Raw genomic sequence first — 25,069 nt, 5'->3', positions numbered from 1 at the left:
TAACAGCCAGCAGCTCATCGAGAGTCTGGCTGCAGTTCTGCAGCAGTTTCCCAAAAGACCTCTCTATATAGTCCAGTTCAGTCCCATGAAACAAATCAGCAGTTTTAAGATCTTCCAGAGTCTTTCGGCAGAGCTTCATTATTTTAAACTGCATGGAAATGATCTCTGCGGTTTTATAATAATTTCTCACCTTTGGATTGATCTTTAAAAGTGAGGTAAAATAATTACCATGCAGGCTGAGTTCTCCTTTTCTCTCATCCCCAATAAAATTGAGTCCCTTTGATACTGCCGAATATCCTTTTTTTGCATAGTCGATATAGACCTGAAGCGCCGCTATCTGAAGGATTAGTTCTTTCCTCTGCTTTGCCTGCCCGGTCATACTATGGCTAAAAACACAGAGCGTTGTTAGTATTACAGCTATCTTTTTCATGTTTTTTATTGAATTATGGAATTCCGTAAAATTGTTTCACCTGGTTTACATCTGCTTCCGTTTTAGCCCTCTGCAGGCTCAGCAGTATGTTCTGCTGGTTAAACATGGTAAGGTCATTGTAATTTGCATCAATCTGATCTGCAGCCTTATTGATAATTTCAAGACGTTTTAGATCGCTCATTTGAGTAGCAAAAGAATCCAGAATCAAAAAAATCTGATCGATATTCTTCACACTTTCTTCCAGTATTCCAGTGTAAACGCGCTCCATATACTGGATTTCGCTGTCTTTAAAATGGGTATCCTGCTTAAAAAGATTCCAGGCTCTTTCATATTCCTGAACAAGCTGTGTCTGCTTTTTGGTAATCTCTTTTATCCTCTGGTAGTAGGTAATAATTGACTTTACTTTTGCCAGTTCTTCATAATAGCCTTTGTAGAGATCTTTCTGTTTCTGGGTCCAGTCCGAGATCTCATCGAGCTTTAATTTGGATAGGACGTTTTCCACCTGCTTCTGTGCGTTCTGAAGCCAGATTGTCTTATTCTGCAGTTTCTGGATTCTAAGATCGATTGCTTTGATTACCTTCTTGGTGACTGCTTTTACAATTTCCAATATCGGGAGCGCTAGGATTCTCTCGGCAGGTCTTGCCGGGGTGCATACTAAAAGCAGGCAGACCAGACTGATAATTAATTTCTTTTTCATTTTTCCTTTTCATTTAATCCCATTTCTCATATCATGAGCCATTGCGGCTATTCCTTTCTTGATATCCCCACCAAACTTCTTGGCATAGGCATTCATTTTCACTTTCTCGCTTTCCTCAGTTGTATAGGCTAAATATTCCTCCAGCGAAACTTCGGTTCTGTAGACCTTTGAAAGCATCCCTCCCAGCGAGATAAATACTTCCTTGTATTTTCTGGCTGGATCATTTGCCTTATTTACAGAAAGCACAAGTGCCTTTTCTTTCTCTGTAAGTCCAATCAGTTCCTGAATCTGGTCAAACTTATTCTGATATTTGCTCTGGTCCAGCAGGATCTTGCAGTCGCTGTTGTTGATAATAGCCTGTTTAACCACAGGTGAAGAAATAATATCTTCAACCTCCTGGGTTACCACAATAGCTTCACCAAAAAACTTGCGAACAGTCTTAAAAAGATACTTTATGTACTCGGCAAAACCCTCCTTCATTAGTGCTTTCCATGCCTCTTCAATTAGTATCATTTTGCGGATTCCCTTAAGTTTTCTCATCTTATTGATAAACACTTCCATTATAATGATTGTTACCACTGGAAAAAGAATCGGATGATCTTTGATATTGTCGAGTTCAAAAACAATTAACCTCTCTTTTAAGAGATTGAGATTTTCCGTGGCATTGAGCAGGTAATCAAACTCTCCTCCTTTATAATATGGACGCAGCACATAAAGAAAATTATTCACATCAAAGTCTTTTTCTTTTACCTTATCGCTCTCCAGTATTGAAACAAAATCATCTTTAAGAAACTCATAAAAGCTGTTAAAGCAGGGAAAGATGTCTGAATTGGCATCCATCTTTTCGTAATACAGCTGCAATGCATTGGAAAGGGCCACATATTCACTTCTATTAAAGGTTTCATCGTCTTTTTTCCAAAGTGCCAGAAGCAGTGTTTTAATACTCTCTTTTTTTTCCGTATCCAGATTGTCTCCCTCTGAAATATAAAAGGGATTAAAACGGATAGGATTCTTTTCATCGTATGTGAAATAATACCCGTTGACCATATCGCAGAGTCCCTTATAGCTGTGCCCGACATCCACAAGAACAATATGGGTTCCCTGCTCGTAATAGCTTCTCACCATATGATTGGTAAAAAAGGACTTGCCGCTGCCTGAAGGCCCCAATATAAACTTATTGCGATTGGTGCAGATTCCCATTTTAACAGGCTCATCGCTGATATCAACATGAACCGGTTTTCCTGTCAGCCTGTCGCCCAACCTCATACCGCAGGGACTCAGCGAAGATTTGTAGCCAGTCTCCATATTCAAAAAACATACCGCCTGTTCGGTAAAAGTATCAAAGGTGTCATTCATAGGAAAGTCTGCAGCATTTCCAGGCATTCCAGCCCAATAAATCTGCGGGGCTCCAACCGTTTCCTGCTTGGCTGCCGCGTCCATTTGCGCAAGAGCTGATGACACTTTGTTTTTAATCTCTTTCAGCTCTTCCTTATCCGTGCTCCAGGCCAGTACATTAAAATGCGCTTTAACCGGAAGCCGTTGCTGTGATACAGCCTCGTTCAAAAAATCATTTGTGGCATCCCTTGCTATTAAATTTTCCCGGCTGTAAGCCGATAAAGACTGAAGCCGAAGCCTTTTGCTTTCGAGCTTTTGTATGGTTTTCTGTGCATCTTCCAGAAATATATACTGGTTGTAGATATGGCTGCAGGATAAAAGCTGGCCGAGCGTTGAGGCAAAACCAACACTAAATTTGGTTTTATCAGTAGAATACCGGTCAAAATTGATTCTCGATCCGCAGAGTCCCGGCAGATCAGCCGCATCACCTAATGTAAATAGCTGGCAGTGTTTATCTCCCACTGTTAATCCTTGATCAAACCTGATATCCTTATAAACGAATGAAGCTTCCGCCTCTGATAAAAAACAATACTTTTCCACCAGGCCGATTCTTCTGCTATCGCTTCTAAGCGCTTCATTTTTCAGACGAGTCAGCTTAACAAATCCAGTGTCTTCCATTATTCTTTTAAACTGTCCAATGCAGTCTATAAAATCCTGCAGCAGCTGCGGCTTTAAAGTTTCTTCTGGAACTATGGAACTACGGAGCAGATTAGAAAATAATGAGGTTGCATTTCTTCTTCCTGCTGGTTTCTTGGTCAGCATAATGTAACAGGAATGATCCAGAAATGGTCTCTCGTTAAAGAAACGTTCGCTGCTTCTGGTCAGAAAACTGCTGTCTTCACTTGAAAAATCAGCTTTGTAGGCACTTTCTAAAAACCAGTCCTGCTTATGAAAAACACAGAACTTTGGCAGCACCTTTAAAGCTTTTATCCATGACTGGTGGAAAGCTTCATACTCCTGATCTGACAACGTAAAAATTTCAGGCAGTTCTGCTTTAAAAACTATTGTAACATCTCCCTGTTTTGATAATATGCAATCATGTTCCACTGCCATAATCGGCAGCTGGTCTTCCATTCTCTTCTCCATCTTTCACACATTTTCATCATTAACCTTCTATAGCTATATCTTTATAAAAACCGCTCTGCTGTAAACTTTGATCCACTTGGGAATCTGTTTTTTAGCCAGAGCCTTCATCATGCCGTATTCGCCGTAAGTATTACTCATTCTATATATTTTGAAAACAAGAAAACCTCCCGCCGTTCCAATAAAACCAATACATATCAAGGAAGGCACTCCAATTACATACAGGACAGCAAACAGAATCATAAGACCAACAACACCTCCGCCCAGATACCAGATGTACTGCGCTTTAAGTCCTTTAAATTCTATGCTCTGATTGATTCCTTTATTGATCGAATAAACGCTGTTACTCATCTTCTGCATCGTTTAAACCCCGAAAAAGGATTTAATTACAGTAGCAACTACTACTAGAAACACACAGCTTCCAAACCAAGCTGCAGCCACTTTTCCAGTATCTGGATCTCCGGCATTCCATTTCTGGTATACTTTCACGGCTCCAATCAGCCCAAGGATAGCACCGACAGCGTACATTAACTCTGTGCCCGCGTCAAAATAGCTTCGCACCTTCTGGTTGGCTTCATTGATTCCCGCCACACCGTCCTGGGCATAAATAACATTACTAGCCAAAATCATCAGCAGCGACGATCCCATAGCTCTAAATCTTATGAAAAGACTTTTTAATTTCCATCTGCATTTTTTCATCACACGTCATTTTTAAAGTTATTCTTCAGTAAAAAGAAGAGGAATACCGCCGTTGCTGCTCTATTATTCCTGTCACATCAAGCCATACCGCACCAGAGAGAACGGGGGAATATTCCTCTTCTAATTTTTTTAAAATACCGGGCCTTCCCAAAGACTGTCTGCTTCACTGAGCGTTAAAAGCAGATTGGGATGTTTTTGAGATTCAGAAACCATGAGTTGGTTAATGTTTGCTCTCAAGGAGGAAATTTTAATATAAGGATATTCCGCCAGCAGCATTCTTAAGTAGTTTTCAAACTGCTCTTTTGCCAGATGCTTTTCTGAACTTTCTCTAACAGCATCTGCAATTCGCTGAGATAGCTCTTCCGCATCTTCCAGCGTAGCAAAGGATTTTGGAAATGAATCGGATATCAATTTTATTTCCTTTAAATTATTTGAAGTTTTTTTTAGAAAAGGTAATTGAAGTTTCTTTTCACCAGATAAGATTTTTTTTAAATCACCACTGTAAAATTTCAGTGATATAATTATATACCAGATAATTATTGCAGTACCAGCCGCGGCCATATAACTGCCCCATGAAATATTTGTAAACATAGCTCCTCATTTTATCATTCAACATTTTACCTCATCTATGTAAATCGCCATCAGTTAAATGCTGATGGGATTTATTCTACGAGTCAAAGGAACAATTAGTATGAGTTTTCTACAAGTACAACTTTTCTGTACCCTTTTTGTACCCTTTCAGAGTGCCTGAATTTAGAGGATTCTCTAATTATACATAACGGTAAAATCTAATACGTTTTTATCTTACGGATGATTTTCTCAAGACTTTCAATTGCAATTTCCTTATCACGGTCTTCCGCATTATAGGATTTGCTTCTCACTGACTGGTAGGAAAGATTTCTTTTTACGGGAGTAGAAAGGTATGGTACAATGCTTTTAAATATATAGTTCATAGACTTGGCCTTAATAATTCTCGACTCATCCGTAGCCCTTAAAATAAGTCCAATCTGATCTCCCGAAAGCACACACTCAAGTTTAGAATCTCCCTTCTCTATATATTCACCTCCTGGAGAATGATTAATCTGTTCCTGCATTAGAATTGCAGCCTTTTTTTCAGCAAATCTAATTTCGCAGGAGAACCAGTATTCCAAAAATGAGATCAGATTCTGTTGGGATGGATTAAAGCTTAGTTTTAAATCTGCGTTTATTTTAGACAGTTTCTTGCAGAAGTTTAGCAGGTTTTCTAATCTTTCAGATAAATTCTCAGAACGTTCTAAATACCTGCCTATTCTCGTTACTAGCCTCTCGGTATATTCTCTGGAATTAAAATTCATTCTTATGAGCATAAGATCAAGATCTGAAAAGCCTTCTGGTTCTGTAACTGGATAATTAAATTTTTCAAGTTCACTTATTATCTCCCTATAATACAAAATCTGGCGGTAGGTATACTTCGCCTTTTTGCTGTTAAGAAGCGGAGCAGCAAGAAGACTGACAACAAATTCCAATTCGAGATCAATCTCATTTGTGTTTTCTTTTTTTTTAATGAGAGTCTTTAAAACCGCAAGAGTCTCTTTTTTCCAAATTGAAAAATAGCTGTATGACACCCTTTGGTCTAAACTCATAAAGGAGGAATATCGGATTTCTACAAATGACAGCAGATCTTCCAGAGAACTTACAATCAGGTCAAGTATTTTAAGAAATTCTGGAGAGGTGAATTTTTCGATCATTTTTATTTCTTCTACTCTATCTATTAAAAAAACCATTGAAGAATGATATTTTCTTATAAGTAGCCTAATCTGTCTTTTACTTTTCAGTTCGAAAAAAGAAGCTTTAATATGAATTTTAATTTTTTTTGATTCAGATAATATTGTATTATTCAAATTCTCCAGTTCATATTCCGACACTTTTATAGAAGAATTATCAGCATCAAATGAATTTATAATCAGCGAATCGAACCATTCCAAAGGATATATTTTAATCATCGTCTTATCGTTTTAATTAAACAATCTCTGGCAGAATGAGGAGCGGTTTAGCGGCTTATTTTTTATTAGAACGAAATTCAGTTGGCAGCATGCCTGTATGCCTTTTGAAAAACACGCCAAAGTTTTCAGCGCTGCTGAATTCTAATTCATTGGCAATATTGGCCACGGAATAGCTTGAGTCCGTAAGAAGATTTTTTGCAACATTAACAAGTGCTTCAATTATGAATTCTTTAGCTGTTTTACCAGTGCATTCTTTTACCATCTTATTCAAATGTCCTGGGGTGATAAATAATGCACCTGCATAAAACTGCACATGATGCTGTTTTCTCAAATGTATTGACAGTATAGTGAGGAATTGCATTACAATGCTCTCTCTTCTTGAAAATTCAAGATTTAAGTTGGGCTTATATTTTGAATGTATAAACTTGAGTTCATATATAAATAAATTAAAGCATATCCGTCGCAGCTTAATAATTACTTCCGGTTTATCATTGCTGTTCTGCAAGACATATAGTAATTTATAAATAAGTGACAAAACTTTAAAATCCTTTTCCTGAAGGCTGATCTTTCGATCTGCCTTTAGCATTAGAAAACTAAAAGCATCCAAAAGCTCTTTTTCATAACAGTTGTTAAAGGCAAAATCAAAATTTGTCCTTACCAGATAAAGCTGGAGATTATCCGTCGTTTCAAGCCTGGTGCAAATGGAATTAAATGGAATGACCAATAAATCTTTCCGACTTACTATATTAGTTTCGTCTTGAAATCTGATGTTCATTTTACCACTTTTGATTAAAAGCACTGAAAAATTTGAAATGGAAAATGGGATCGACACCATATTTTTCACTTTATAGTCTTCAATGTATACTACATCAATACCATCATTTTCAATGCTTTTAATCTCAGTATTTAAGATTTCTCTAATCATTTTTATTCTTTTTGTTTAGATCTGCTTCTAAATTTTATCCTTGAAAAAATATTCCATCCATGTAAAAAACTGGAAATATAGATTAGTTAAACAGCAGATGTATAATACATACGCCGTTAATCTCGGGCTCTCACTGATATTTTCTTCGTAGAGTACATATTGGACCAGCTGATCAGCAGCAAAAAGCTTCATTATAAAATAAAGGCTGAAAAGATTAAAAAGGAACAATAAAATATAAAACATAGCCCTCTTTTTCATAAATCAAATAGATTAGAAAATTATTAATCAACTATAATTGGAGGTGATAAAACTTGAATAATGTTGTTACATCAATCATGTCTGATAATCTTGCTGGTGGTGGATGTCTCCCAATCTCTGTCCTTTCTCTCCTTTTCGCTAAATAAAACTGCCTCAGAAATAGAAGAGATAGATAAAACGGTATCCTTTTCATCTGTTAGGAGTGCTGGATCCTGTCGTTTGGAAATCTCGTACTGGATTATAAAATCATCCACAATATTGTACTGCGCGCCGCGAAGATTTCCGAGATCGACTATATATCCCTTCACATCAAGCTTCAACGATGATCCGAGCGTACTTTCGTCAACAATTATAAATAGTGTTGAAACAGGATCCTCTGCAGAAGAAATTGTCACTAAAGAAGAACTGCTTTTCTCAAAAGTATTTTCTCCATTTCGCCCAGATTGGGCTTTTAATACTGAAAGGATTTTTTCTTTTAAATCGGCAGGAATAAGAAGTATGTAATCTCCCGCAGCAACTTCCTTAAAGTTTTTTTCTGCAGCAGGCCTTTTTTTAAAATCTGCAGTTTTCTCTTTGCTAATTTCTTCTTTGGATGCCGATCTTAAATTAGAATTGTCAAAATCGTCACTTGAACATGAACCTAAAAAAATAAATAAACCAGTTAATAGTAAATTTTTCATAATGCAAAATGGTTTGGTTAATTGAGAACTTGTCTCAGTCCATTTTACCCGGGCCAGCAGAACTTTTCTTCAGTGCTTTACTGAATCTTTTGCTGTTGAATTCAAAGCAAATCTAAATTGCAAAAAATCATAAATCAAGTACATATTTGTGGATTTTCGGAAAATCCACTATCGATTTTCATGAAATCGACAAAGTAATTTTCTTACATTATTTTATTGTAATACAAATATTTACAGTATTTTTGAATGCTTCTCACTAGCGTTTTCCGCACTTTTAATTATTAATCTGTTTATGTCTTCTTTATGGCGTAAGCATAAAGATTCTATGTATTATGAGATGTAAATTAACTGTACTTCTAATTCTATTTGTAGCTCAATCATTAAGTGCGCAGAAGGTTTCAAACAGAAATCCAGACTCACTTCTTTTTAAAACTTATAATTATCTGGATGATAAAATCTATGAAAACAAAAATGACAGCCTGAAAGCGTCTCCTTATTTGTATGCATACTTAAATAAAGCAAAGAAGGAAAAAAATTACGAAGAGACAGTCAACGCATATCAAAACTTACTTCATCAGTCACCTATGGTTTTCCGTTTAAAATACGCAGACAGCATGGTATTGGCAGCTACAAAATCAAAAAGTAATGAACTGATCGGATCTGCCCAGCTTTCCAAAGGAATAGTATACTACAGCCAAAAAAACTACATAAAAGCATATGATTATTATATCAAAGCAAATGAAAACATTTCTAAAACTGAAAATGATTACCTGATCTTTAAAACTAAATATCATATTGCCCAGATTAAATACTATCTCGGATTTTATGATGAAGCCATTTCGCTTTTTAATGACTGCATTGAATATTTTAAAAAAAATCAGCCCCGCCCCTATTTAAACTCGCTGCATTCATTAGGTGTATGTTACAACAAGATTGGAGATTACAGTAAATGCTCCCAAACTAATGCACTGGGCATTAAAGAATGCGAACGGCTTAAGATTTTAGAGATGGAATTATTTTTTAAGCACTCAGAAGGAGTCAACCAATTCTTTTTAAATAATTATCACACTTCTATTCAATTGCTTCAGGAAGTCCTGCCGCAGTTAAACGGAATCACAGAATTCGCAAATGAATCTATTGCTAATTTTTATATAGGAAAAAACTATTGGAAACTGCAGCATCCTTCAAAAGCAGTTCCTTACTTCAAAAAGGTGGAAAAAGCGTTTATTGAGAAAGGTTATATTCGTCCCGATTTAAGGGAAGTTTTTGAATTAATGATTAAATATTCCAAGAAAGAAAATAATCTGAAAAACCAGCTGTATTATATAGACCAGCTTTTAAAAGCAGATTCTATTTTAACTGATACCAATAAATATCTAATGGGAAAAATTCACAAGGAATATGATACAAAGGAAATCATTCTGGAGAAAGAAAAAATCCAAAAACAGCTTGTAGTGGAAAAATACTATGATGTTATTTTAATTGGTATTGTGGTGATACTCTTTTCCGCAATATTGCTCGGCACATTTAATTATTTCGAAAATAAAAAACGTAATAAGTTAAGATATAATGCGCTTCTGGAAAAAATTGAAAAGAAGAAAGTACAGAAAATCACTCCCGAAAAATTTCAAATTTCAGATATTTCGGAAGAAACAGTTCAGAGTATTCTGCGGAAGCTGGAAAAATTTGAGAAAGATAGGAAGTTTTTGGATAAGGATTTAACCCTTGGTACGCTTAGCACAGCGTTTAATTCTAACAGCAAATACCTGTCGAAGGTAATTTATAGTTTTAGAGAGAAAGGGTTCGTAGATTATATAAATGATTTAAAGATTGACTATCTCACTGAGCTTCTTAGAAATTCGAGCCTTTATAGAAATTACACTATAAGTTCTTTAGGTGATGAAGCTGGATTCTCAACCACCGCAAGATTTACGAATGCATTTCAATCCAGAACAGGGATTTCAGTCAGCTATTTCATTAAACAGCTGAAAAAAGATAATCCTTAAAAATAATTTTTAGTTAAACTCGTTTTCAGTAAGTGTAAAATTTTACTTTTGCCCACTTAAATAAAAAAAAATTGTATTATGAAAGAGCTTATTGCAAAAATCAACGCTGAAATCGAAACTTTTAAAACAGAATCTGAATCTTTAGCTGAAAAAGGAGTTAAAGCTGCTGGAGCTAGAGCAAGAAAATCATCTTTGGAAATTGAGAAACTTTTAAAAGAGTTTAGAAAAGTTTCTATTGAGGAGTCTAAAAAATAATTTTTCGCACTCTTACTTAAATAAAAGGATAAAATGGGGTTTAGTACCCCATTTTTTTATTCTCTCAGCGATTGTAAAAATCAGTATGAGTAATGTTATTACCTTTTATGAAATAAAATATAGAGCTGTTATTCCTTGACAGCTTAATCCCGCTTTGCGCTGCAATCTTTTTTGCCGAACCCCGGCAGAAAAGGATTTCCGCTTCAATCGGGGCTGGAAAGAATTGTAGTTTTTCCTTAATATGATTTATGTTTAAAATGCAAAATCAATTCTTTCAATAGTCAAGAACAATATCAAATTCCTATTTTAAATTTAGAAAAGAACCTACAATAAAGACATCCTTAACTCATTAGAATATTTTGTTATAGCATTTAAATTAAAATAAAAAAATCATGAATGTTATAATTAGGACAATAATTATTACGATGCCAGTTAAAAACATTATAATTTTTTCAATTTTGGTAATTATCCACGACCGTTCATAATTTTTGAACAACTCCAGTCCTCCTACAACTCTTCGATTAAATCGTCGTTTGTTAATTACAAATCGAATTGCAAAGCAAATTATTATCAAAATAATTGCGATAATAAACACGGTAACATCCGATTTATCAATACTCATCTATTTAAATTTAGATTATAAGTGTGATTTCAGTTCATTTTTGTTGGGAATAATTAACATGCGTTAACACCTATACAAGTAGATAGATCCAGTATTAAATATGGTTCAAATATCTAGTAGTCTAAAAGATCTTTTAATGAAATATTTAGAACTTGTGCTAAAGCTAATAAAGTATCAAATTGAAAATTTACTTCACCTCGCTCGATTTGTCCGAGAGTCTTTTTGGTTATGTAGTCACTACTATCCGCAAGCTCTTGCTGCGAGATGGGACGGTTTTGATATTCGACACTTTTAATTTTTTGTCTTAGTTTCAAAACATGTTTCCCAAATTTTATTCTTTCCTCGTTAAAGTCAATTTCATTCATTTGTTAAATTTCATAGGAAAAGACAAAATAATTGGTACCCTAAAGGGTACTATATCACAATTTTTATTATATTTGTTTTAATTCTTCTAAATAGAAGTGTAATTTTGCGATTCTTCATCTAAAATATTTGAAGCATTTCGCTTTGAATCCTGTTTCAAAAAACTTGGCAGTTTATACCCACAGGATGATAAGTAAATTGCTCACGCTTTCGGGCGTGGGCTCACTTATCTGTGGGTGGGTATGCCAAGTACCTTTGAAACGATAAGCTGAGTTCCGCGCCTTTTTTTTTCGCTCAAAATTCTCTTATAATTCTTAGCAAATCAGACTTCTATTTTTAAGTTTCGCCCATGTCGAATCTTTAAAACAATCACTGCCTGTGAATTAAATTTATCTTCATTATGATCATTAAGTCGTTTCCTTAATGCATAAAAAATGGCCCTCAGCTGCAGCGACCAAACTAGAGCAGAGGACCTTAGCTAATCAAATCCATATTTAACTAACCAATCCCAATATTATGAATTATTTTTCATTTTCTAAGGATGGAAGAGCTCTTTATTGCCTTTTTTTTGCTGGCATAATGCTGTCTTTTTCATCATCGTTCGCCGGAATTTCCAAGCGGCATTTTAAAACCATTTTACAACATCAGATACAGGGAACAGTGACCGATGGTACAGCTCCCCTTCCCGGAGTCACGATTGCTGTAAAGGGCAGATCAAATAATAATTCCATCACGGATTATAATGGACAATTCTCTATCAATGTGTCACCGAGTGACACCCTTACAGTTTCATTTCTTGGATTTAAAACAATTAATGTTCCTGTTGAGGGGAAAAGTAAAATCAGCATTGTTTTGCATTACGATACCACAACCCTGCAAGAAGTAAAGATTAATGCCGGATATTATTCCGTTAAAGAGAAAGAACGCACAGGAAACATTTCCAGAATCACCGCTAAGGATATCGAAACACAACCGGTGACAAATGTACTGGCCACAATGCAGGGCCGGATGCCGGGTGTTAACATTATACAAAATACAGGCATGGCCGGAAGCGGATTTACAGTGGAAATTCGGGGCACCAACAGTTTACGAACCAGTGCCAATAGTCCGCTTTACATCATAGACGGAGTGCCTTACTCTTCGCAGAGCATCGGAAGCAGTTATACCTCCGGAAATATGCCAGCCCAGAACAGCCCGCTTAACAGCATCAACCCATCAGATATCTCTTCTGTTGAAGTATTAAAGGATGCTGATGCTACTGCTATTTACGGCTCACGAGGCGCTAATGGCGTTGTCCTGATATCCACAAAAAAAGGCAGGGAAGGCAAAACTGTCTTTTCAATTGACTATTCCAATGGAATTGGAAAAGTCACTCGTTATATGGATGTCATGGATACCCCATCGTACCTTGCGATGCGCAGGGAAGCTTTCGCCAATGACGGAACATCACAATATCCCGCCAATGCCTATGACGTCAACGGAACATGGGATCAGAATCGAAATACAAACTGGCAGAAGGAACTCATTGGAGGAACCGCCGAATACACCAATATCCAATCTTCCTTTTCAGGGGGTTCCGAGCATACACAATTTCTTTTAAGCGGCAACTATTCCAAAGAGACCACCGTTTTTCCGGGCAGCTTTAACTACGTAAGGGCAGGCGGACATACCAATATCAATCATGAATCCGCGGATAAAAGATTTCAGGTCAGTTTTTCAGCTTCCTACACCACGCAGTTCAGCTCACTCCCTCTGGTAGATTTTACGCAGACTGCTTTAAGGCTGCCTCCAAATGCACCTGCTTTATATGACGAAAACGGGAATCTAAACTGGCAGAACAATACTTTTCAGAACCCGCTTGCCATATTAAATGGCGAAACAAGTGGTAATACTTACGACTTTCTGGCCAATACACTACTCTCGTATAACATTAGTTCTGGTTTTACAGCCAGCGGAAGTTTTGGATATACTGATCTGGATCAAAAACAGATGAACCTGCAGCCTTCCACAATCTACAATCCCTCTTATGGATTCGGCACTGACCAGTCGCAGGTAATTTCTAATCTGATGAATCGAAGTTCGTGGATTATAGAACCAAAACTGTCGTGGTCAAAAAGTTTGGGAAATATCGCTATCGATGCACTGGCAGGAAGCACATTCCAGCAACAGAAAGGCGATCAGCTGGTTACTTTATCCAAAGGATTTTCCAGCAACAGCCTGCTTAGAAACCCAGCCTCTGCCACAAGCAACTCCATCTTAAGCAGCGATGAGAACCTGTACAGATATCAGGCCTTTTTTGCCCGAATTAATTTTAACTGGGAGGGCCGTTACATTTTAAACTTTACAGGAAGACGCGATGGTTCAAGCCGTTTTGGTCCCGGAAGACAGTTTGCCAATTTCGGAGCTGTCGGCGCCGCATGGATATTCAGCGAAAACAAATGGATGAAAAAACAGCTTTCTTTTATAAGTTTTGGAAAAATCCGCGCAAGCTATGGAACAACCGGAAATGACCAGATCGGGGATTATCAGTTTCTGGATACTTACAGTACAACTGCAACTAAATACCAGGGGCTTTCTGGACTTCAGCCAAGCAGACTCTATAATGCGGACTTCGGTTGGGAAACAAATAAAAAACTGGAGCTGGCTTTAGAAGCCGGATTTCTGGAGGACCGGATTTTTACCAGTTTTTCCTTGTTTCAAAACCGCTCTTCCAACCAGCTTGTAGGTATCCCTCTGCCGGGCACAACGGGTTTCTCTTCCATTCAGGCAAATCTGGACGCGGAAGTGCAGAACAGAGGAATAGAATTTATGCTTAGGACACAAAACATACAGTACGCTGGTTTTAAATGGACTACCAGCTTTAATCTTACCAGCATAAAAAATGAACTGCTTTCATTTCCGAGACTTGAAGCCTCGACTTACAAAAACCAATTTGTGATCGGCCAGCCTTTAAATCTTACAAAGGTTTACCACTATACCGGGCTTGATCCTCTTACGGGTACCTACCAGTTTGAAGACGTAAATAAGGACGGGCAGATTACGGCAACCGAAGATAAAAAAACAATTAAAAACCTTACCCCTAAATATTATGGAGGCCTTCAAAACCACTTCCAGTATCATAATGTAGAGCTAGACTTTTTATTCCAGTTTGTGAAACAGGAAAGTTTTAATGAGAATTATGCCAATCCGATGCCAGGAACGATGTCCAACCAGCCCATCGGCGTGACCGGACACTGGCAACAAGAAGGAGATCCGGGTCCTTATCAAGGATACAGTGTCACCAATTCTTCCCGGACTACTGCCAATACTCGTTTCATACAGAGTGATGCTTCCATCAGTGATGCCTCTTTTATCCGTCTGAAGAATATTTCCTTAACCTATGAGCTGTCAAAAAAATGGACAAAAAAAGTAACCTGCAGATTAAGTCTGCAGGGACAGAATGTATTGACTTTTACAAAGTATAAGGGAATCGATCCAGAGTTTAGGGTTTCAGGATATGTACCTCCCTTAAAGATCTACACCAGCAGTATCCAACTGTCTTTTTAATTTAATCCTTTTAATCATGAAAACTAACATTCACAATAGATATGCAGCCTGGGTTTGTACCGCTATTTTTAGCCTGCTTTCTGCCTGCTCAGGTTTCACCGATGTTGACCTGCCTTCTTCACAATTAACTGCGACGGCTGTATTTGAAGATAAAACTACCGCCACTGCCGCAATGCTTGATATTTATTCCAAAATAAGAGATAAGGGGCTTCTCACGGGCTATAATTCCGGTCTTTCCTGCCAGTTGGGCTTATATGCCGATGAATTGACATATTACGGCAATACAGGGGCTAGCCAGGCAAATTTTTACAACAATACCCTGCTTCAGACCAATGCAGCTCTCAATGAATTGTGGAACAGCAGTTACAATCAAATTTATGCTTCAAATGCAGTAATAGAGGGAGTAAATGCGTCAACTGCGCTCGCCTCTGCAGATAAACAGCAGCTCCTTGGCGAGGCGTTGTTTGTTCGGGCCTTGATCCATTTTTATCTGGTGAACACCTTTGGAGCCATACCTTATCTTACTACAACGGATTATAAAAGTAACAGCAAGGTATCAAGGACTACCGAAAAACTGGTATACGAGCAGATAAAAAAAGATCTAGAGCTGGCAGTAGATTTACTGCCGAAAACATATGCCGCTAGCGATCGGACACGTCCCAACAAATTTGCAGCAAAAGCAGTTCTTTCCCGTGTTTATCTATATATGCAGCTATGGGAGGAAGCCTCTGATGCGGCATCTGCAGTATTGAACCAAACAGATTTATATAGCTGGCCATCCTCTCTAAATACTATTTTTGAAAACCAAAGCCTTGCTACCATATGGCAGTTTAGTCCTGCCCTTAACGGTGCAAATACCTATGAAGGTAACATATTCATTTTTTTACAGGGTCCTCCTCCCTCTGTCGCCATTTCTCAGGATCTGTTAAATACTTTCAGCTCAGATGATCTGCGAAAAGCACAATGGCTGAAGACCGTTTCAAATGGCTCCTCTGCATGGGTCCATGCTTATAAATATAAAAGACAGTCCAATACAGGAACATCTGTTGAGTATTCAGTCATTCTCAGACTGGCTGAACAATATTTAATCCGTGCGGAATCACGCGCCCATACAGGTGATCTTATAGGCGCTAAACAGGACTTGAACATGACCCGCAACCTTGCTGGACTCAACAACACTTCCGCCGTAAGTGCAGAAGAAATCCTGCAGGAAGTAATGATGGAGAGACGTAAAGAACTTTTCACAGAATTTGGCCACCGCTTTTTTGATCTCAAAAGAACCGGCAGCATCGATGAGATACTTGTAAAAACAAAACCACAGTGGAATACCACCGATAAACTGCTTCCGATTCCTGAATCTGAACTGCTATTAAATCCTAACTTAAATCCGCAAAATGAAGGTTATTAAATTCATATCCGCCCGTACTTTTTTCAGGTTTACCTGTTTCATGTTTTGGTTAGTAACCTGTCCCACAGTAATGGGACAGGCTAATCAAAAAAGACTGTTGACACCGAAAGATTATGACTATTGGAATATAATGTCCCCTGATAAAATCTCCTGTGACGGTAACTGGGTCAGTTATCGCCTGCATTACGAGTATTCCAAAAAGGATACTCTGGTTTTCCAAAACTCCTCAGGAGGTCAAAAGCATTTTCATCCTGATGCAAAGGAAGGAAAATTCAATGCCGAAATGCATTTTGCCTGTATTTCAAAAGACACGTTGTTTCTCCATGATCTTAAAACCGGTAAAATGGATAAGACACCCAGAGTCAAAGCCTTTGAGTTTTCCGCAAATCATAAATTCATAAGTATTATTTTAAAAGCGTCTGACCAGAAAAGCGATCTTGAAATAAGAAATACAGCCGGTAAAGTGGTTTATCAGCTAAGCGGGCTGACAACTTATTACTTTGATCCCGAACAGAAAGGAATTGTCTATGAAACTTCTCAGAACGATGTATCATCTGTCGAAATGCTGTTATTTAAAGATGATCTTAAGAAGAAAACGGTACTACAAACGGGCAAGGCATCAGTCAAAAAGCTACTTTGGAAAGCAGATGGAATTTCATTTCTTGAAAATACTAGGGAACATTCTAAATTTTACTACTATAATATAGACCTGAAAAAGCTCTCTGTCCTTGACTCTAAAAAAACAATAGGCTTTCCGAAGGACATGAAACTTTCCGAGGCTTTCCTGAGCAACCCGATACATTCAAAAGACGGAACTAAAGTTATAGTATGGCTCAAAGAAAATGAAGCCTTAACCAAACCACTTGATCCGAAAGCGGTACAGATCTGGAATACGAAAGACAAGCTTCTGTTTGATTCCAGAAAATACTCCGGAGACATTAAACTTAATGATAAGATGGCTATATGGAATGTAAAAGAGGACAAATTGCTGCAGATTACAGACCGGGAATTATCACAAGGATTTTTAAGTGCTGATTACAGCTGTGCATTCATATTTAATCCTATCGCTTATGAACCGCAAAACAGGCAGCATTGCCCGTACGATTTGTATATTGTTGATCTGCAGAATGGAAAAAGAAATCTTTTGATCCCCAATTATACTTTGGAAGAAAAACCCGCTGGTTCCCCGGACGGCCATTATCTGTGTTATGCCCAAAACGGGCATTGGTGGATCTACAGTATACTGAGTGATACCCACATCAAAATCACTGAGGGGATGCCTGTGTCCTTTTTTTCAGAAGACAATAACAGGCCTGGTGAAAACAGACCTTATGGTATCGGAGGCTGGACCGACGACGGAGAAATTATCTTGTACGACAGATATGATTTGTGGAAAATTTCACTGGACGGAAAGAAAAAAAAGAGATTAACCCAAGGGAGGGAAATTCAGAAAAGTTTTCGTATTAAGCTTTTTAATGCCAACACATTTTACGATCCGCTCCAATCATTCAAATATACACTGGATTTAAAAAAAGGTTTCATTTTGGAAACGCTTAACAGAGAGACTCCCGCTTCGGGTCTGAGCTTTTGGAATCTAAAATCAGGAATCAGGGAAATGGTTTGGGAAAATAAAAAAGTAAATCAGATCAAAAAAGCCTCTGACAAAGACATTTATATGTATCTCGACCAAAATTTTGAATCCTCTCCACGCCTGATGCTTTACGATAGTCGTCCAAAAGAAATTGTACAAAGCAATCCGCAACAGCAAAAATATTACTGGAGCAGAAATAAAAAAATAGAATATGATGTTGATGGAATAACAACAAAAGGCGTTCTCTATTATCCTTCGGATTTTAAAGAAGGGGAAAAGTATCCACTGGTGCTGCGTATTTATGAACGTCAGTTTATGTACATGAATGATTACATAAATCCTTCCATGATTACAGGAGACGGGTTTAATATTCACAATTATACAACTCAGGGGTATTTTGTGCTGCTGCCAGATATTAATTATGAATTTGGAAATTTAAAAAAATCCGTAACCAACAGTGTCTTGGCGGCAGTCGATGCAGTTGTTAAAGAAGGCAATGTCGATTCAACTAAAATCGGAATAATCGGCCATTCCTTCGGAGGCTATGAGGTCGATCTGATAATTACCCAAACCAATCGTTTTGCAACTGCTGTATCAGGCGCACCTTGGACCGACCTAGTAAGCGCCTATCTTTATGTAGGGCCAATGTTTCAAAGACCTGATTTTTTCAGGGCCGAAGACCATCAGCTACGCATTGGAAAATCTCTGTACGAAGACACACAAAGCTATTTAAAAAATTCTCCCGTATTGTTGGCCTCCAGTGTCAATACCCCGCTGCTCGGATGGGCTGGAGCAGAAGACCGCCATGTCAATACGTTACACAGCATGGAATTTTATCTGGCTCTTAGACGTCTGAACAAGGAACATACGCTTCTGATCTACCCCAATGAAGAGCACCAGCTGGTCAAAAACGAAAATGCCATTGATCTAAATATGAGGATCATGCAGTGGTTTAATTATTACCTTAAAAATGGAAAAAAGTGTGACTGGTTCAGCACCTATTATCACTAATAAATAGCCCGAAATAAAATTGCCGCCACTGATTAAAATCAATGGCGGCATCATTTCAAAAAGCCGGAACTTTATTCTACGCTTCTTTTCAGGGGAGTTATACAGTTAGAATTCAGCGAATACAACTGAGTAATACCATCCGGTGCTTTACAATTAAAATCTCCAGCTTCATCACACTCCCAAACTTGCTGGCAGGGCTGAGGATCATTGATATGGGTATACCCCATTTGCACGAAAGGTTTAGAACTTTTTCCGATTGAACTAGTGCTGGCAGCACTGGCCAGTCCAAAGGCAACCACTGCCAAAGGCAGACCGATTTTAAAAACATTTGATTTCATAATATTATAATTTATATGGTTAATGATCTACTCTTTTCTACAGGTTTTCGATCAAACTCCTGCTACTTGGCCAATAGATTGTTTCTTTTATTCTTATTGTATTTTGACGTTATTTTGGAATCGATTTTATAGCGGATAATATGTGTGCCAATCAGAGCATATAAATTGTCATTCTGCACAGTAAAACTTTTCATTCTTCTACCCTCAAGGTTGTAAATACAGAAACTTAAAAGATAACTGTTATCGTTAAGGTCGTACACATCTATGATACTGGCTTCCTTCCATATTCTGTCATTTTCATACCGTCCCGGGATGGCAGAATTGACAAACAAAATATTAGCATATACTGCACTGCCTTTATTGACAAATAAAGGGGGACTCGAAAACTGGCGTACACCATGTTTTTTATCCTGTGAAATATTCAGTTTCGCACGACTGATTGTATCAATTGTGGTTCCATTTCCGGTAATCTTTAAATTTCTGTCCGTGATGGTATATTGATTACGGTAAGTATAGAGATACACTATTCGATCGATGTCCTTGCTATACAAAAGAAAACCATCCGTATCAAAGACGCCGTCAGACTGTTTATGCAATATCCCGGAATTTAAAAAAGTCTTATCCATTTCTGCACCACTATTAATTCCTAAAACATTATCCCCTGTTTTGGAATCATTTGCAACTACAGCAACAGATAGTGAATCCACTGCCAACATAGTAGTGAAATATTCACCCCCTTTATGCATGAGTTTTGCTTTCCAATCCTTAATATTTCCCTTAAACAAACACGGAACAGTTCCATCTGCAGCAAAAAAATAAGGACTCTTTACCGATACTCTGATTCCCCTGAATGGAAGATCTTTACGATCTAAATCAATCATTTTTTCATTCTTCTTAATAAATTGATTAGTGAAGGTTGTAATCAAAAGTGGAGCTGTGGAATTTCCCAGATAAATATTTAAGCTGTCAACCCCCGCAATGTAAAAGGAATTCAGTTTTAGATCCAATACCACTTGCTGCTCAATGGGTGTCTGAGGAAAACGTCGCGTTAACTTGTTATGGTAATGTATAATATTTTCAGAAAGCATAAATAAAATGACTACCGCAAGGATGCTGCTTAACGTTACGACCGTAAAAAGTCCTATAATCTTTCTGATTTTAAAACGGTAAGAGTTTATTTTAATTTCGCCTACGAAAAGTATTATTCCCAATATCGCAAGACAAACGAAGAAAATGTTAAAAATCATATGTGTTTTCCAATCAAGCTTTTCTAATACTCCTCCACAGGAACAGGGTACAAATGATGTGTAGTTGAGAATAATATAAATATAAATCGTAAACATTACCATTAATCCGTAAGATGAGAAAAGCCCAATTAATTTGAATCTTGGAATAATCAACAAAAGACAAATAATTAATTCCATTGCGGGCACAAGTATTGAAATCCAATTGGCAAAAGCACTTAGGAGTGGAGACTGTCCAAGCTCAATTCTAAAATGCTGGAAATCTAATAATTTACTCGCCGATGCATAAACAAAAAGAAAGATGTAGAGCAAACAAATAGTTTCTATAATGTATTTTTTGGCACGGCTGCTTAAGTTCATAATTTTAATAATTTAAAGTTTATCTTCCAAACATCACCATTAATGATTTATGCAAATGTAAATCAGATTTTTCGTTCAAACACTTTAAAAATCAAGCCAAAATCTTTGAAAATCAGGCAATTTTAGATTTTAACTCATATCAAAGAAAATGCCTGCACTTTGTAAGAATCGTGCAGGCATTTATTAATAGTGTTTGTTTGGAATCAGCCTTTTATCGAAGCGCTGATTTCTGCAAGTTTTTCATGAACGTCTATAAGACCAGCTTTCTGAAGGAACTCCTCTGACAGGCTCTCCAGTTCTGCTTTCCTCTGTTCACTTACACTCTCTAAAAGCATCGAAGACCCTTCCCTGATCTTCAGACCATCCTGTATGAGATGGCTTAACAGGAGCACATTTTTTCGTGAAATTTTCAGATCCATTTTCACAGTCTCATTCATTCCTGGTGTACTTAAAATGGTTTCAAATACTTTGGCTACATCATTTGCTGTAATCATAATTCATCATTTAAAAATTAATACTTAGCTCAGTGTAAAATTAAAAAGGATCTTCCCTATTCACCCTACTCAAAATTTGGGGAGGATTGCAGGGCTTGCCATCCTTTTCTAATTTAGCTCTATCTTAAGCCCAATACTGAATTTCAAAGCCCTTTTTTAGTGCGCGATTAAAGGGTGAAGATTAACAGCAGCTGGTTTACATGATTAAGGAACTGTAAGACCTTCACATAAACTTAAAATATGGCTCTAAGGGGCTTTATTAAAGCTTTCGTACTGCGGCTTTCTGCAGTCAGCAAGATGTCTGGTTGTATCACAACCAAAAATCTTGCTGCCCATCTGCTCGGAACTCGCTGGCAGTAAAACTTTCAGATATAATGAAATGGATAGAATGAAAAAGAGAAGATTATGGAAGAGCAAAACAGCGGCAGAAACAGATGGCTCCACATCCGGCTGACCAAAGAAGAATTGGATTTTATTGATAAAAATTTCAAGGCATCAGTCTGCCGCAAACGCAGTGATTTTGTGCGCAGAAATCTCTTGCGTAAACCCATTGTAATGAAGTACAGAAATGAGTCATTAGATAAGCTTTTGCAGGAGCTTATCCAGCTACGGACACAGCTGAATTTCATGGGCAATAATTTCAATCAGAGCGTTAAAAAACTCCATACCCTTTTTGAAATTTCCGATTTCAGAATATGGATATTGTCTTTTGAATCAGACAGGAACAGATATTTTTCCCTCATTGAAGAAATAAAAAAAAGCATTGAAAATCTCGCTCAAAAATGGTTGCAGTCATAAATACAGGACAATCGATAAGAGGCATTTTCTTCTACAATGAGAACAAAGTTTCGCAAGGCTGTGCTGTGTGCATCGGCGAGGGAAATTATCCGATGGATCTTGAAAAAATGTCAGAAAATTTTAAGATCGGCGTATTTTTAAAACAGCTTCAGCTCAATGAAAATATCAAGCGCTCCGCAGTGCATATCTCACTGAATTTTGACCGCTCGGACACGGATTTATCAAAAGAAAAACTCATGCAGATTGCTTCTTCTTATATGGAGAAAATTGGATTCGGCTCGCAGCCTTATCTGGTTTATCAGCATCACGATGCAGGACATCCGCATATCCATATTGCTTCGATAAATGTTAGAGCAGACGGATCAAGGATCAACATGCACAACATTGGAAGAAACCAGTCTGAATCGGCTCGGAAAGAATTGGAAATCTCTTTTAATCTGATTCGGGCAGATTCGAGAAAAAAACAGAGTCCTGCGCTTATTAACGCCATTGATGCGGAAAAAATAAAATATGGGGCGATGGATTCCAAAAGAGCCATCAGCTCAGTATTGAATGCGGTCATTCCGAATTACAAATATACCACGCTGGGCGAGCTCAACGCAGTATTGAACCTCTATAACGTCAAGGCAGAAAGGGGAAAGGAAAATTCAAAAATGTTTCAGAACAAAGGGCTGGTCTACCAGATTCTGGACGGGAATAAAAAGACTGTCGGGGTTCCGATAAAAGCCAGCAGTTTTTATTCCAAGCCTACCCTTTCCCAGCTTGAAATTAATTTTGCTGCGTCCAAAACTTCGCGTGCGGTAAACATGAAAAGAACCCGAAATGCCGTGGATCTGCTGCTCTTGAAATACCCTTCCATCACGCTCTCGCAGCTTGAAACCCGGCTGGCTAATCAGGGTATCACCGCTGTAGCCAGAAAAAATGAGAACGGTTTGATCTACGGCATGACCTACATAGATCATAACACAAGATGCGTATTCAACGGAAGCAGTCTGGGACCTGCTTATGCAGCCAAAGGACTCCTTGAGCGTATTGGCGGATCTTCTGAATTTGGAAAACAGTCGGCTGTTTTAGACAGAACAGCTAAGAGTCAGGGATCTTTTATTTCCGCAGCCGAGGTGCAGCGGATAATTGATGATGTGCTGTATGCAGGAACACCGTCAGATTACGTTCCCAAACAGCTTAAAAACAAGCGAAAAAAAAGAAAAAGAAAAGGACCTTCCGATAACAATTAACAGGCAGAAATCATGAGCATGCAGACAGGAGAAAATGAACAGGCGCTTAGAAAGATTTTAGACATGACAAGACTGATGGGCATCGCAGTGTTGCTCATCCATTTTTATTTTTACTGCTTCGATTCGTTCAGGCAGTGGAACCTTGCGCCTGATTTTGCCTGCAGAATTCTGGAGAATATCCATCGAACCGGCCTTCTGGAGAGCTTCCATAAATCAAAGCTTTTTGCCCTTGGACTGCTGGTTATTTCCCTTATGGGCGCCAGAGGAAGAAAAGATGAAAAACTGCATTTTAAAACCGCGTTTTATTATATCGGCCTTGGACTGATTTTTTACTTTGGTTCTTATATCGCTTTTATAATATTTGCGGATACTGAAGTATGTTCTGTTATGTATATTTCCTTGTGTTCTCTGGGTTATCTGCTGTCGCTTTCCAGCGGCACCCTACTCTCTCGCATTATCCGCAGAAAGCTCTCCTCAGCAGATATTTTCAATAAGGAAAATGAAACTTTCCCTCAAGAGGAAAGGCTTATCGAAAATGAGTATTCCGTTAATCTTCCTGCCCGCTATCACCTCAAAGACAAAGTGCGCAGCAGCTGGATTAACATCATAAATCCCTTCCGCGGGATTCTGGTTCCAGGAACTCCCGGATCTGGAAAATCATACTTCGTAATCCGCCATGTAATTACCCAGCACATCGCTAAAGGTTTTTCCATGTTCATCTATGATTTTAAGTTCGACGACCTCACTATTATTGCTTATAATGCCTGGCTGAAATTCCGTCATCTTTATGCCGTGGAGCCCAAATTTTACATCATAAATTTCGATGACCTATCCAGAACCCACAGGTGCAATCCTCTGGACCCAGCGGCAATGACCGACATTACCGATGCTGCTGAATCGGCACGCACTATCCTTATGGGGCTCAATCGGGAATGGATCAAAAAACAGGGAGATTTCTTTGTGGAATCTCCAATAAATTTCCTGACGGCGGTCATCTGGTACCTTAGAAAATACAGCGATGGCGAGTACTGCACCCTGCCCCATGTCATTGAAATGATCCAGACCGATTACGAAAGTCTTTTCACTCTTCTGAGAACCGAAAAAGAAATCGAAGTGCTGATCAATCCCTTTGTAAGTGCGTTCCTGAACGAGGCAGTCGACCAGCTGGAGGGGCAGATTGCTTCGGCTAAAATCTCGCTGGCTAAACTCTCTTCGCCCCAGCTTTATTATGTGCTTTCGGGCAGTGATTTTACCCTCGATATTAATAATCCATCTGATCCGAAAATTGTTTCAATGGGAAACAATCCGCAGAAAATACAGACTTATGGGGCAGTGCTTTCCCTTTTTGTCAGCCGTCTCATCAAACAGGTAAACCAGAAGGGAAAACTCAAAAGCAGCCTTATTTTTGACGAGTTCCCCACTATCTATCTCAACAATATAGACAGTCTGATTGCGACGGCAAGAAGCAACAGAGTGAGCACCTGTCTGGGGATTCAGGACTTCAGCCAGCTTCGTAAGGATTACGGCCGTGAGCAGGCTGACGTGATTGTCAACATTGTTGGAAATATTGTATCAGGACAGGTCAGCGGGGATACGGCCAAACAGCTCTCAGAGCGTTTCGGAAAGATAATGCAGGACCGCGAAAGCCT

General features: G+C 38.2%; 21 protein-coding genes. 8 read left to right on the top strand and 13 right to left on the bottom strand.

The window, feature by feature from the left end:
- The 9 genes from GSY47_RS11390 to GSY47_RS11350 form a co-directional block, all read right to left on the bottom strand.
- The coding region (locus GSY47_RS11390) for a hypothetical protein (RefSeq protein ID WP_219071318.1) at positions 1 to 430 on the bottom strand (430 nt) is incomplete at its 3' end.
- 13 nt (positions 431 to 443) lie between these two features.
- Positions 444 to 1,127 carry a conjugal transfer protein TraI gene (locus GSY47_RS11385; protein WP_219071317.1) on the bottom strand — a complete coding sequence of 228 codons (684 nt, stop codon included), beginning with the start codon at positions 1,125 to 1,127 and terminating at the stop codon, positions 444 to 446.
- A gap of 9 nt (positions 1,128 to 1,136) precedes the next feature.
- A complete protein-coding gene (locus GSY47_RS11380; RefSeq protein ID WP_219071316.1) occupies positions 1,137 to 3,608 on the bottom strand; it encodes a TraG family conjugative transposon ATPase in 2,472 nt (823 codons plus the stop codon).
- A gap of 33 nt (positions 3,609 to 3,641) precedes the next feature.
- Positions 3,642 to 3,956: a DUF4133 domain-containing protein gene (locus GSY47_RS11375; RefSeq protein ID WP_219071315.1), complete on the bottom strand. Its 315-nt coding sequence runs from the start codon at positions 3,954 to 3,956 to the stop codon at positions 3,642 to 3,644.
- A gap of 12 nt (positions 3,957 to 3,968) precedes the next feature.
- Positions 3,969 to 4,253 (bottom strand): DUF4134 domain-containing protein, encoded by a 285-nt coding sequence (locus GSY47_RS11370; protein WP_246611319.1) that lies wholly within the window; start codon positions 4,251 to 4,253, stop codon positions 3,969 to 3,971.
- Between the two features lie 180 nt (positions 4,254 to 4,433).
- Positions 4,434 to 4,895 carry a hypothetical protein gene (locus GSY47_RS11365; protein WP_219071313.1) on the bottom strand — a complete coding sequence of 154 codons (462 nt, stop codon included), beginning with the start codon at positions 4,893 to 4,895 and terminating at the stop codon, positions 4,434 to 4,436.
- Positions 4,896 to 5,092: 197 nt separating this feature from the next.
- A complete protein-coding gene (locus GSY47_RS11360) occupies positions 5,093 to 6,286 on the bottom strand; it encodes a hypothetical protein (RefSeq protein WP_219071312.1) in 1,194 nt (397 codons plus the stop codon).
- 55 nt (positions 6,287 to 6,341) lie between these two features.
- Positions 6,342 to 7,211, bottom strand: a complete 870-nt coding sequence (locus GSY47_RS11355) for a helix-turn-helix domain-containing protein (protein WP_219071311.1) — start codon at positions 7,209 to 7,211, stop codon at positions 6,342 to 6,344.
- Positions 7,212 to 7,540: 329 nt separating this feature from the next.
- A complete protein-coding gene (locus GSY47_RS11350) occupies positions 7,541 to 8,149 on the bottom strand; it encodes a hypothetical protein (RefSeq protein WP_219071310.1) in 609 nt (202 codons plus the stop codon).
- Between the two features lie 332 nt (positions 8,150 to 8,481).
- Here GSY47_RS11350 and GSY47_RS11345 point away from each other — a divergent pair, with 332 nt between their 5' ends.
- Together GSY47_RS11345 and GSY47_RS11340 are read left to right on the top strand one after the other, a co-directional pair.
- Positions 8,482 to 10,155 (top strand): AraC family transcriptional regulator, encoded by a 1,674-nt coding sequence (locus GSY47_RS11345; RefSeq protein WP_219071309.1) that lies wholly within the window; start codon positions 8,482 to 8,484, stop codon positions 10,153 to 10,155.
- 78 nt (positions 10,156 to 10,233) lie between these two features.
- Positions 10,234 to 10,410, top strand: a complete 177-nt coding sequence (locus tag GSY47_RS11340; protein WP_219071308.1) for a histone H1 — start codon at positions 10,234 to 10,236, stop codon at positions 10,408 to 10,410.
- Positions 10,411 to 11,145: 735 nt separating this feature from the next.
- On the opposite strand, the gene GSY47_RS11335 is transcribed toward GSY47_RS11340, so the two are convergent.
- A complete protein-coding gene (locus GSY47_RS11335; protein ID WP_219071307.1) occupies positions 11,146 to 11,397 on the bottom strand; it encodes a helix-turn-helix domain-containing protein in 252 nt (83 codons plus the stop codon).
- A 514-nt stretch (positions 11,398 to 11,911) separates the two neighbouring features.
- Between GSY47_RS11335 and GSY47_RS11330 the strand changes: the two genes are divergently transcribed.
- From GSY47_RS11330 to GSY47_RS11320, 3 genes are read left to right on the top strand one after another with little or no spacing between them, the layout of a single operon-like run.
- Positions 11,912 to 14,941, top strand: coding sequence for a SusC/RagA family TonB-linked outer membrane protein (locus GSY47_RS11330; protein WP_219071306.1), 3,030 nt, complete (start codon positions 11,912 to 11,914; stop codon positions 14,939 to 14,941).
- 16 nt (positions 14,942 to 14,957) lie between these two features.
- Positions 14,958 to 16,349, top strand: a complete 1,392-nt coding sequence (locus tag GSY47_RS11325; RefSeq protein ID WP_219071305.1) for a RagB/SusD family nutrient uptake outer membrane protein — start codon at positions 14,958 to 14,960, stop codon at positions 16,347 to 16,349.
- Positions 16,336 to 18,951, top strand: coding sequence for a S9 family peptidase (locus GSY47_RS11320; protein ID WP_219071304.1), 2,616 nt, complete (start codon positions 16,336 to 16,338; stop codon positions 18,949 to 18,951). The genes GSY47_RS11325 and GSY47_RS11320 overlap by 14 nt, the downstream gene beginning before the upstream one ends.
- Positions 18,952 to 19,022: 71 nt before the next feature.
- Here GSY47_RS11320 and GSY47_RS11315 read toward each other — a convergent pair whose 3' ends face one another.
- From GSY47_RS11315 to GSY47_RS11305, 3 genes are all read right to left on the bottom strand, one after another.
- The gene (locus GSY47_RS11315; RefSeq protein WP_219071303.1) at positions 19,023 to 19,289 is read right to left on the bottom strand and encodes a DUF6520 family protein; all 267 of its coding nucleotides are present in this window, start codon (positions 19,287 to 19,289) and stop codon (positions 19,023 to 19,025) included.
- A 62-nt stretch (positions 19,290 to 19,351) separates the two neighbouring features.
- A complete protein-coding gene (locus GSY47_RS11310; RefSeq protein ID WP_219071302.1) occupies positions 19,352 to 20,893 on the bottom strand; it encodes a MauE/DoxX family redox-associated membrane protein in 1,542 nt (513 codons plus the stop codon).
- Between the two features lie 203 nt (positions 20,894 to 21,096).
- Entirely contained in the window at positions 21,097 to 21,387 is a 291-nt protein-coding gene (locus tag GSY47_RS11305; protein ID WP_219071301.1) for a hypothetical protein, read from the bottom strand.
- 405 nt (positions 21,388 to 21,792) lie between these two features.
- On the opposite strand from GSY47_RS11305, the gene GSY47_RS11300 reads away from it, so the two are divergent.
- The 3 genes from GSY47_RS11300 to mobC form a co-directional block, all read left to right on the top strand.
- On the top strand, positions 21,793 to 22,185 hold the full coding sequence (locus GSY47_RS11300) for a plasmid mobilization protein (protein WP_219071189.1): 393 nt from the start codon (positions 21,793 to 21,795) through the stop codon (positions 22,183 to 22,185).
- Complete coding sequence (locus GSY47_RS11295; RefSeq protein ID WP_219071188.1) at positions 22,170 to 23,420, top strand: relaxase/mobilization nuclease domain-containing protein; 1,251 nt, start codon at positions 22,170 to 22,172, stop codon at positions 23,418 to 23,420. Before GSY47_RS11300 ends, GSY47_RS11295 begins: the two co-directional genes overlap by 16 nt.
- A 12-nt stretch (positions 23,421 to 23,432) precedes the next feature.
- Positions 23,433 to 25,069, top strand: a 1,637-nt coding sequence (gene mobC / locus GSY47_RS11290; protein ID WP_317197926.1) for a conjugal transfer protein MobC, incomplete at its 3' end; no start/stop codon positions are given.

The organism is Flavobacterium quisquiliarum, from assembly GCF_019308285.1.
GTDB classification, from domain to species: Bacteria; Bacteroidota; Bacteroidia; order Flavobacteriales; family Flavobacteriaceae; genus Flavobacterium; species Flavobacterium quisquiliarum.
This window is presented reverse-complemented; position numbering and strand designations above follow the sequence as displayed.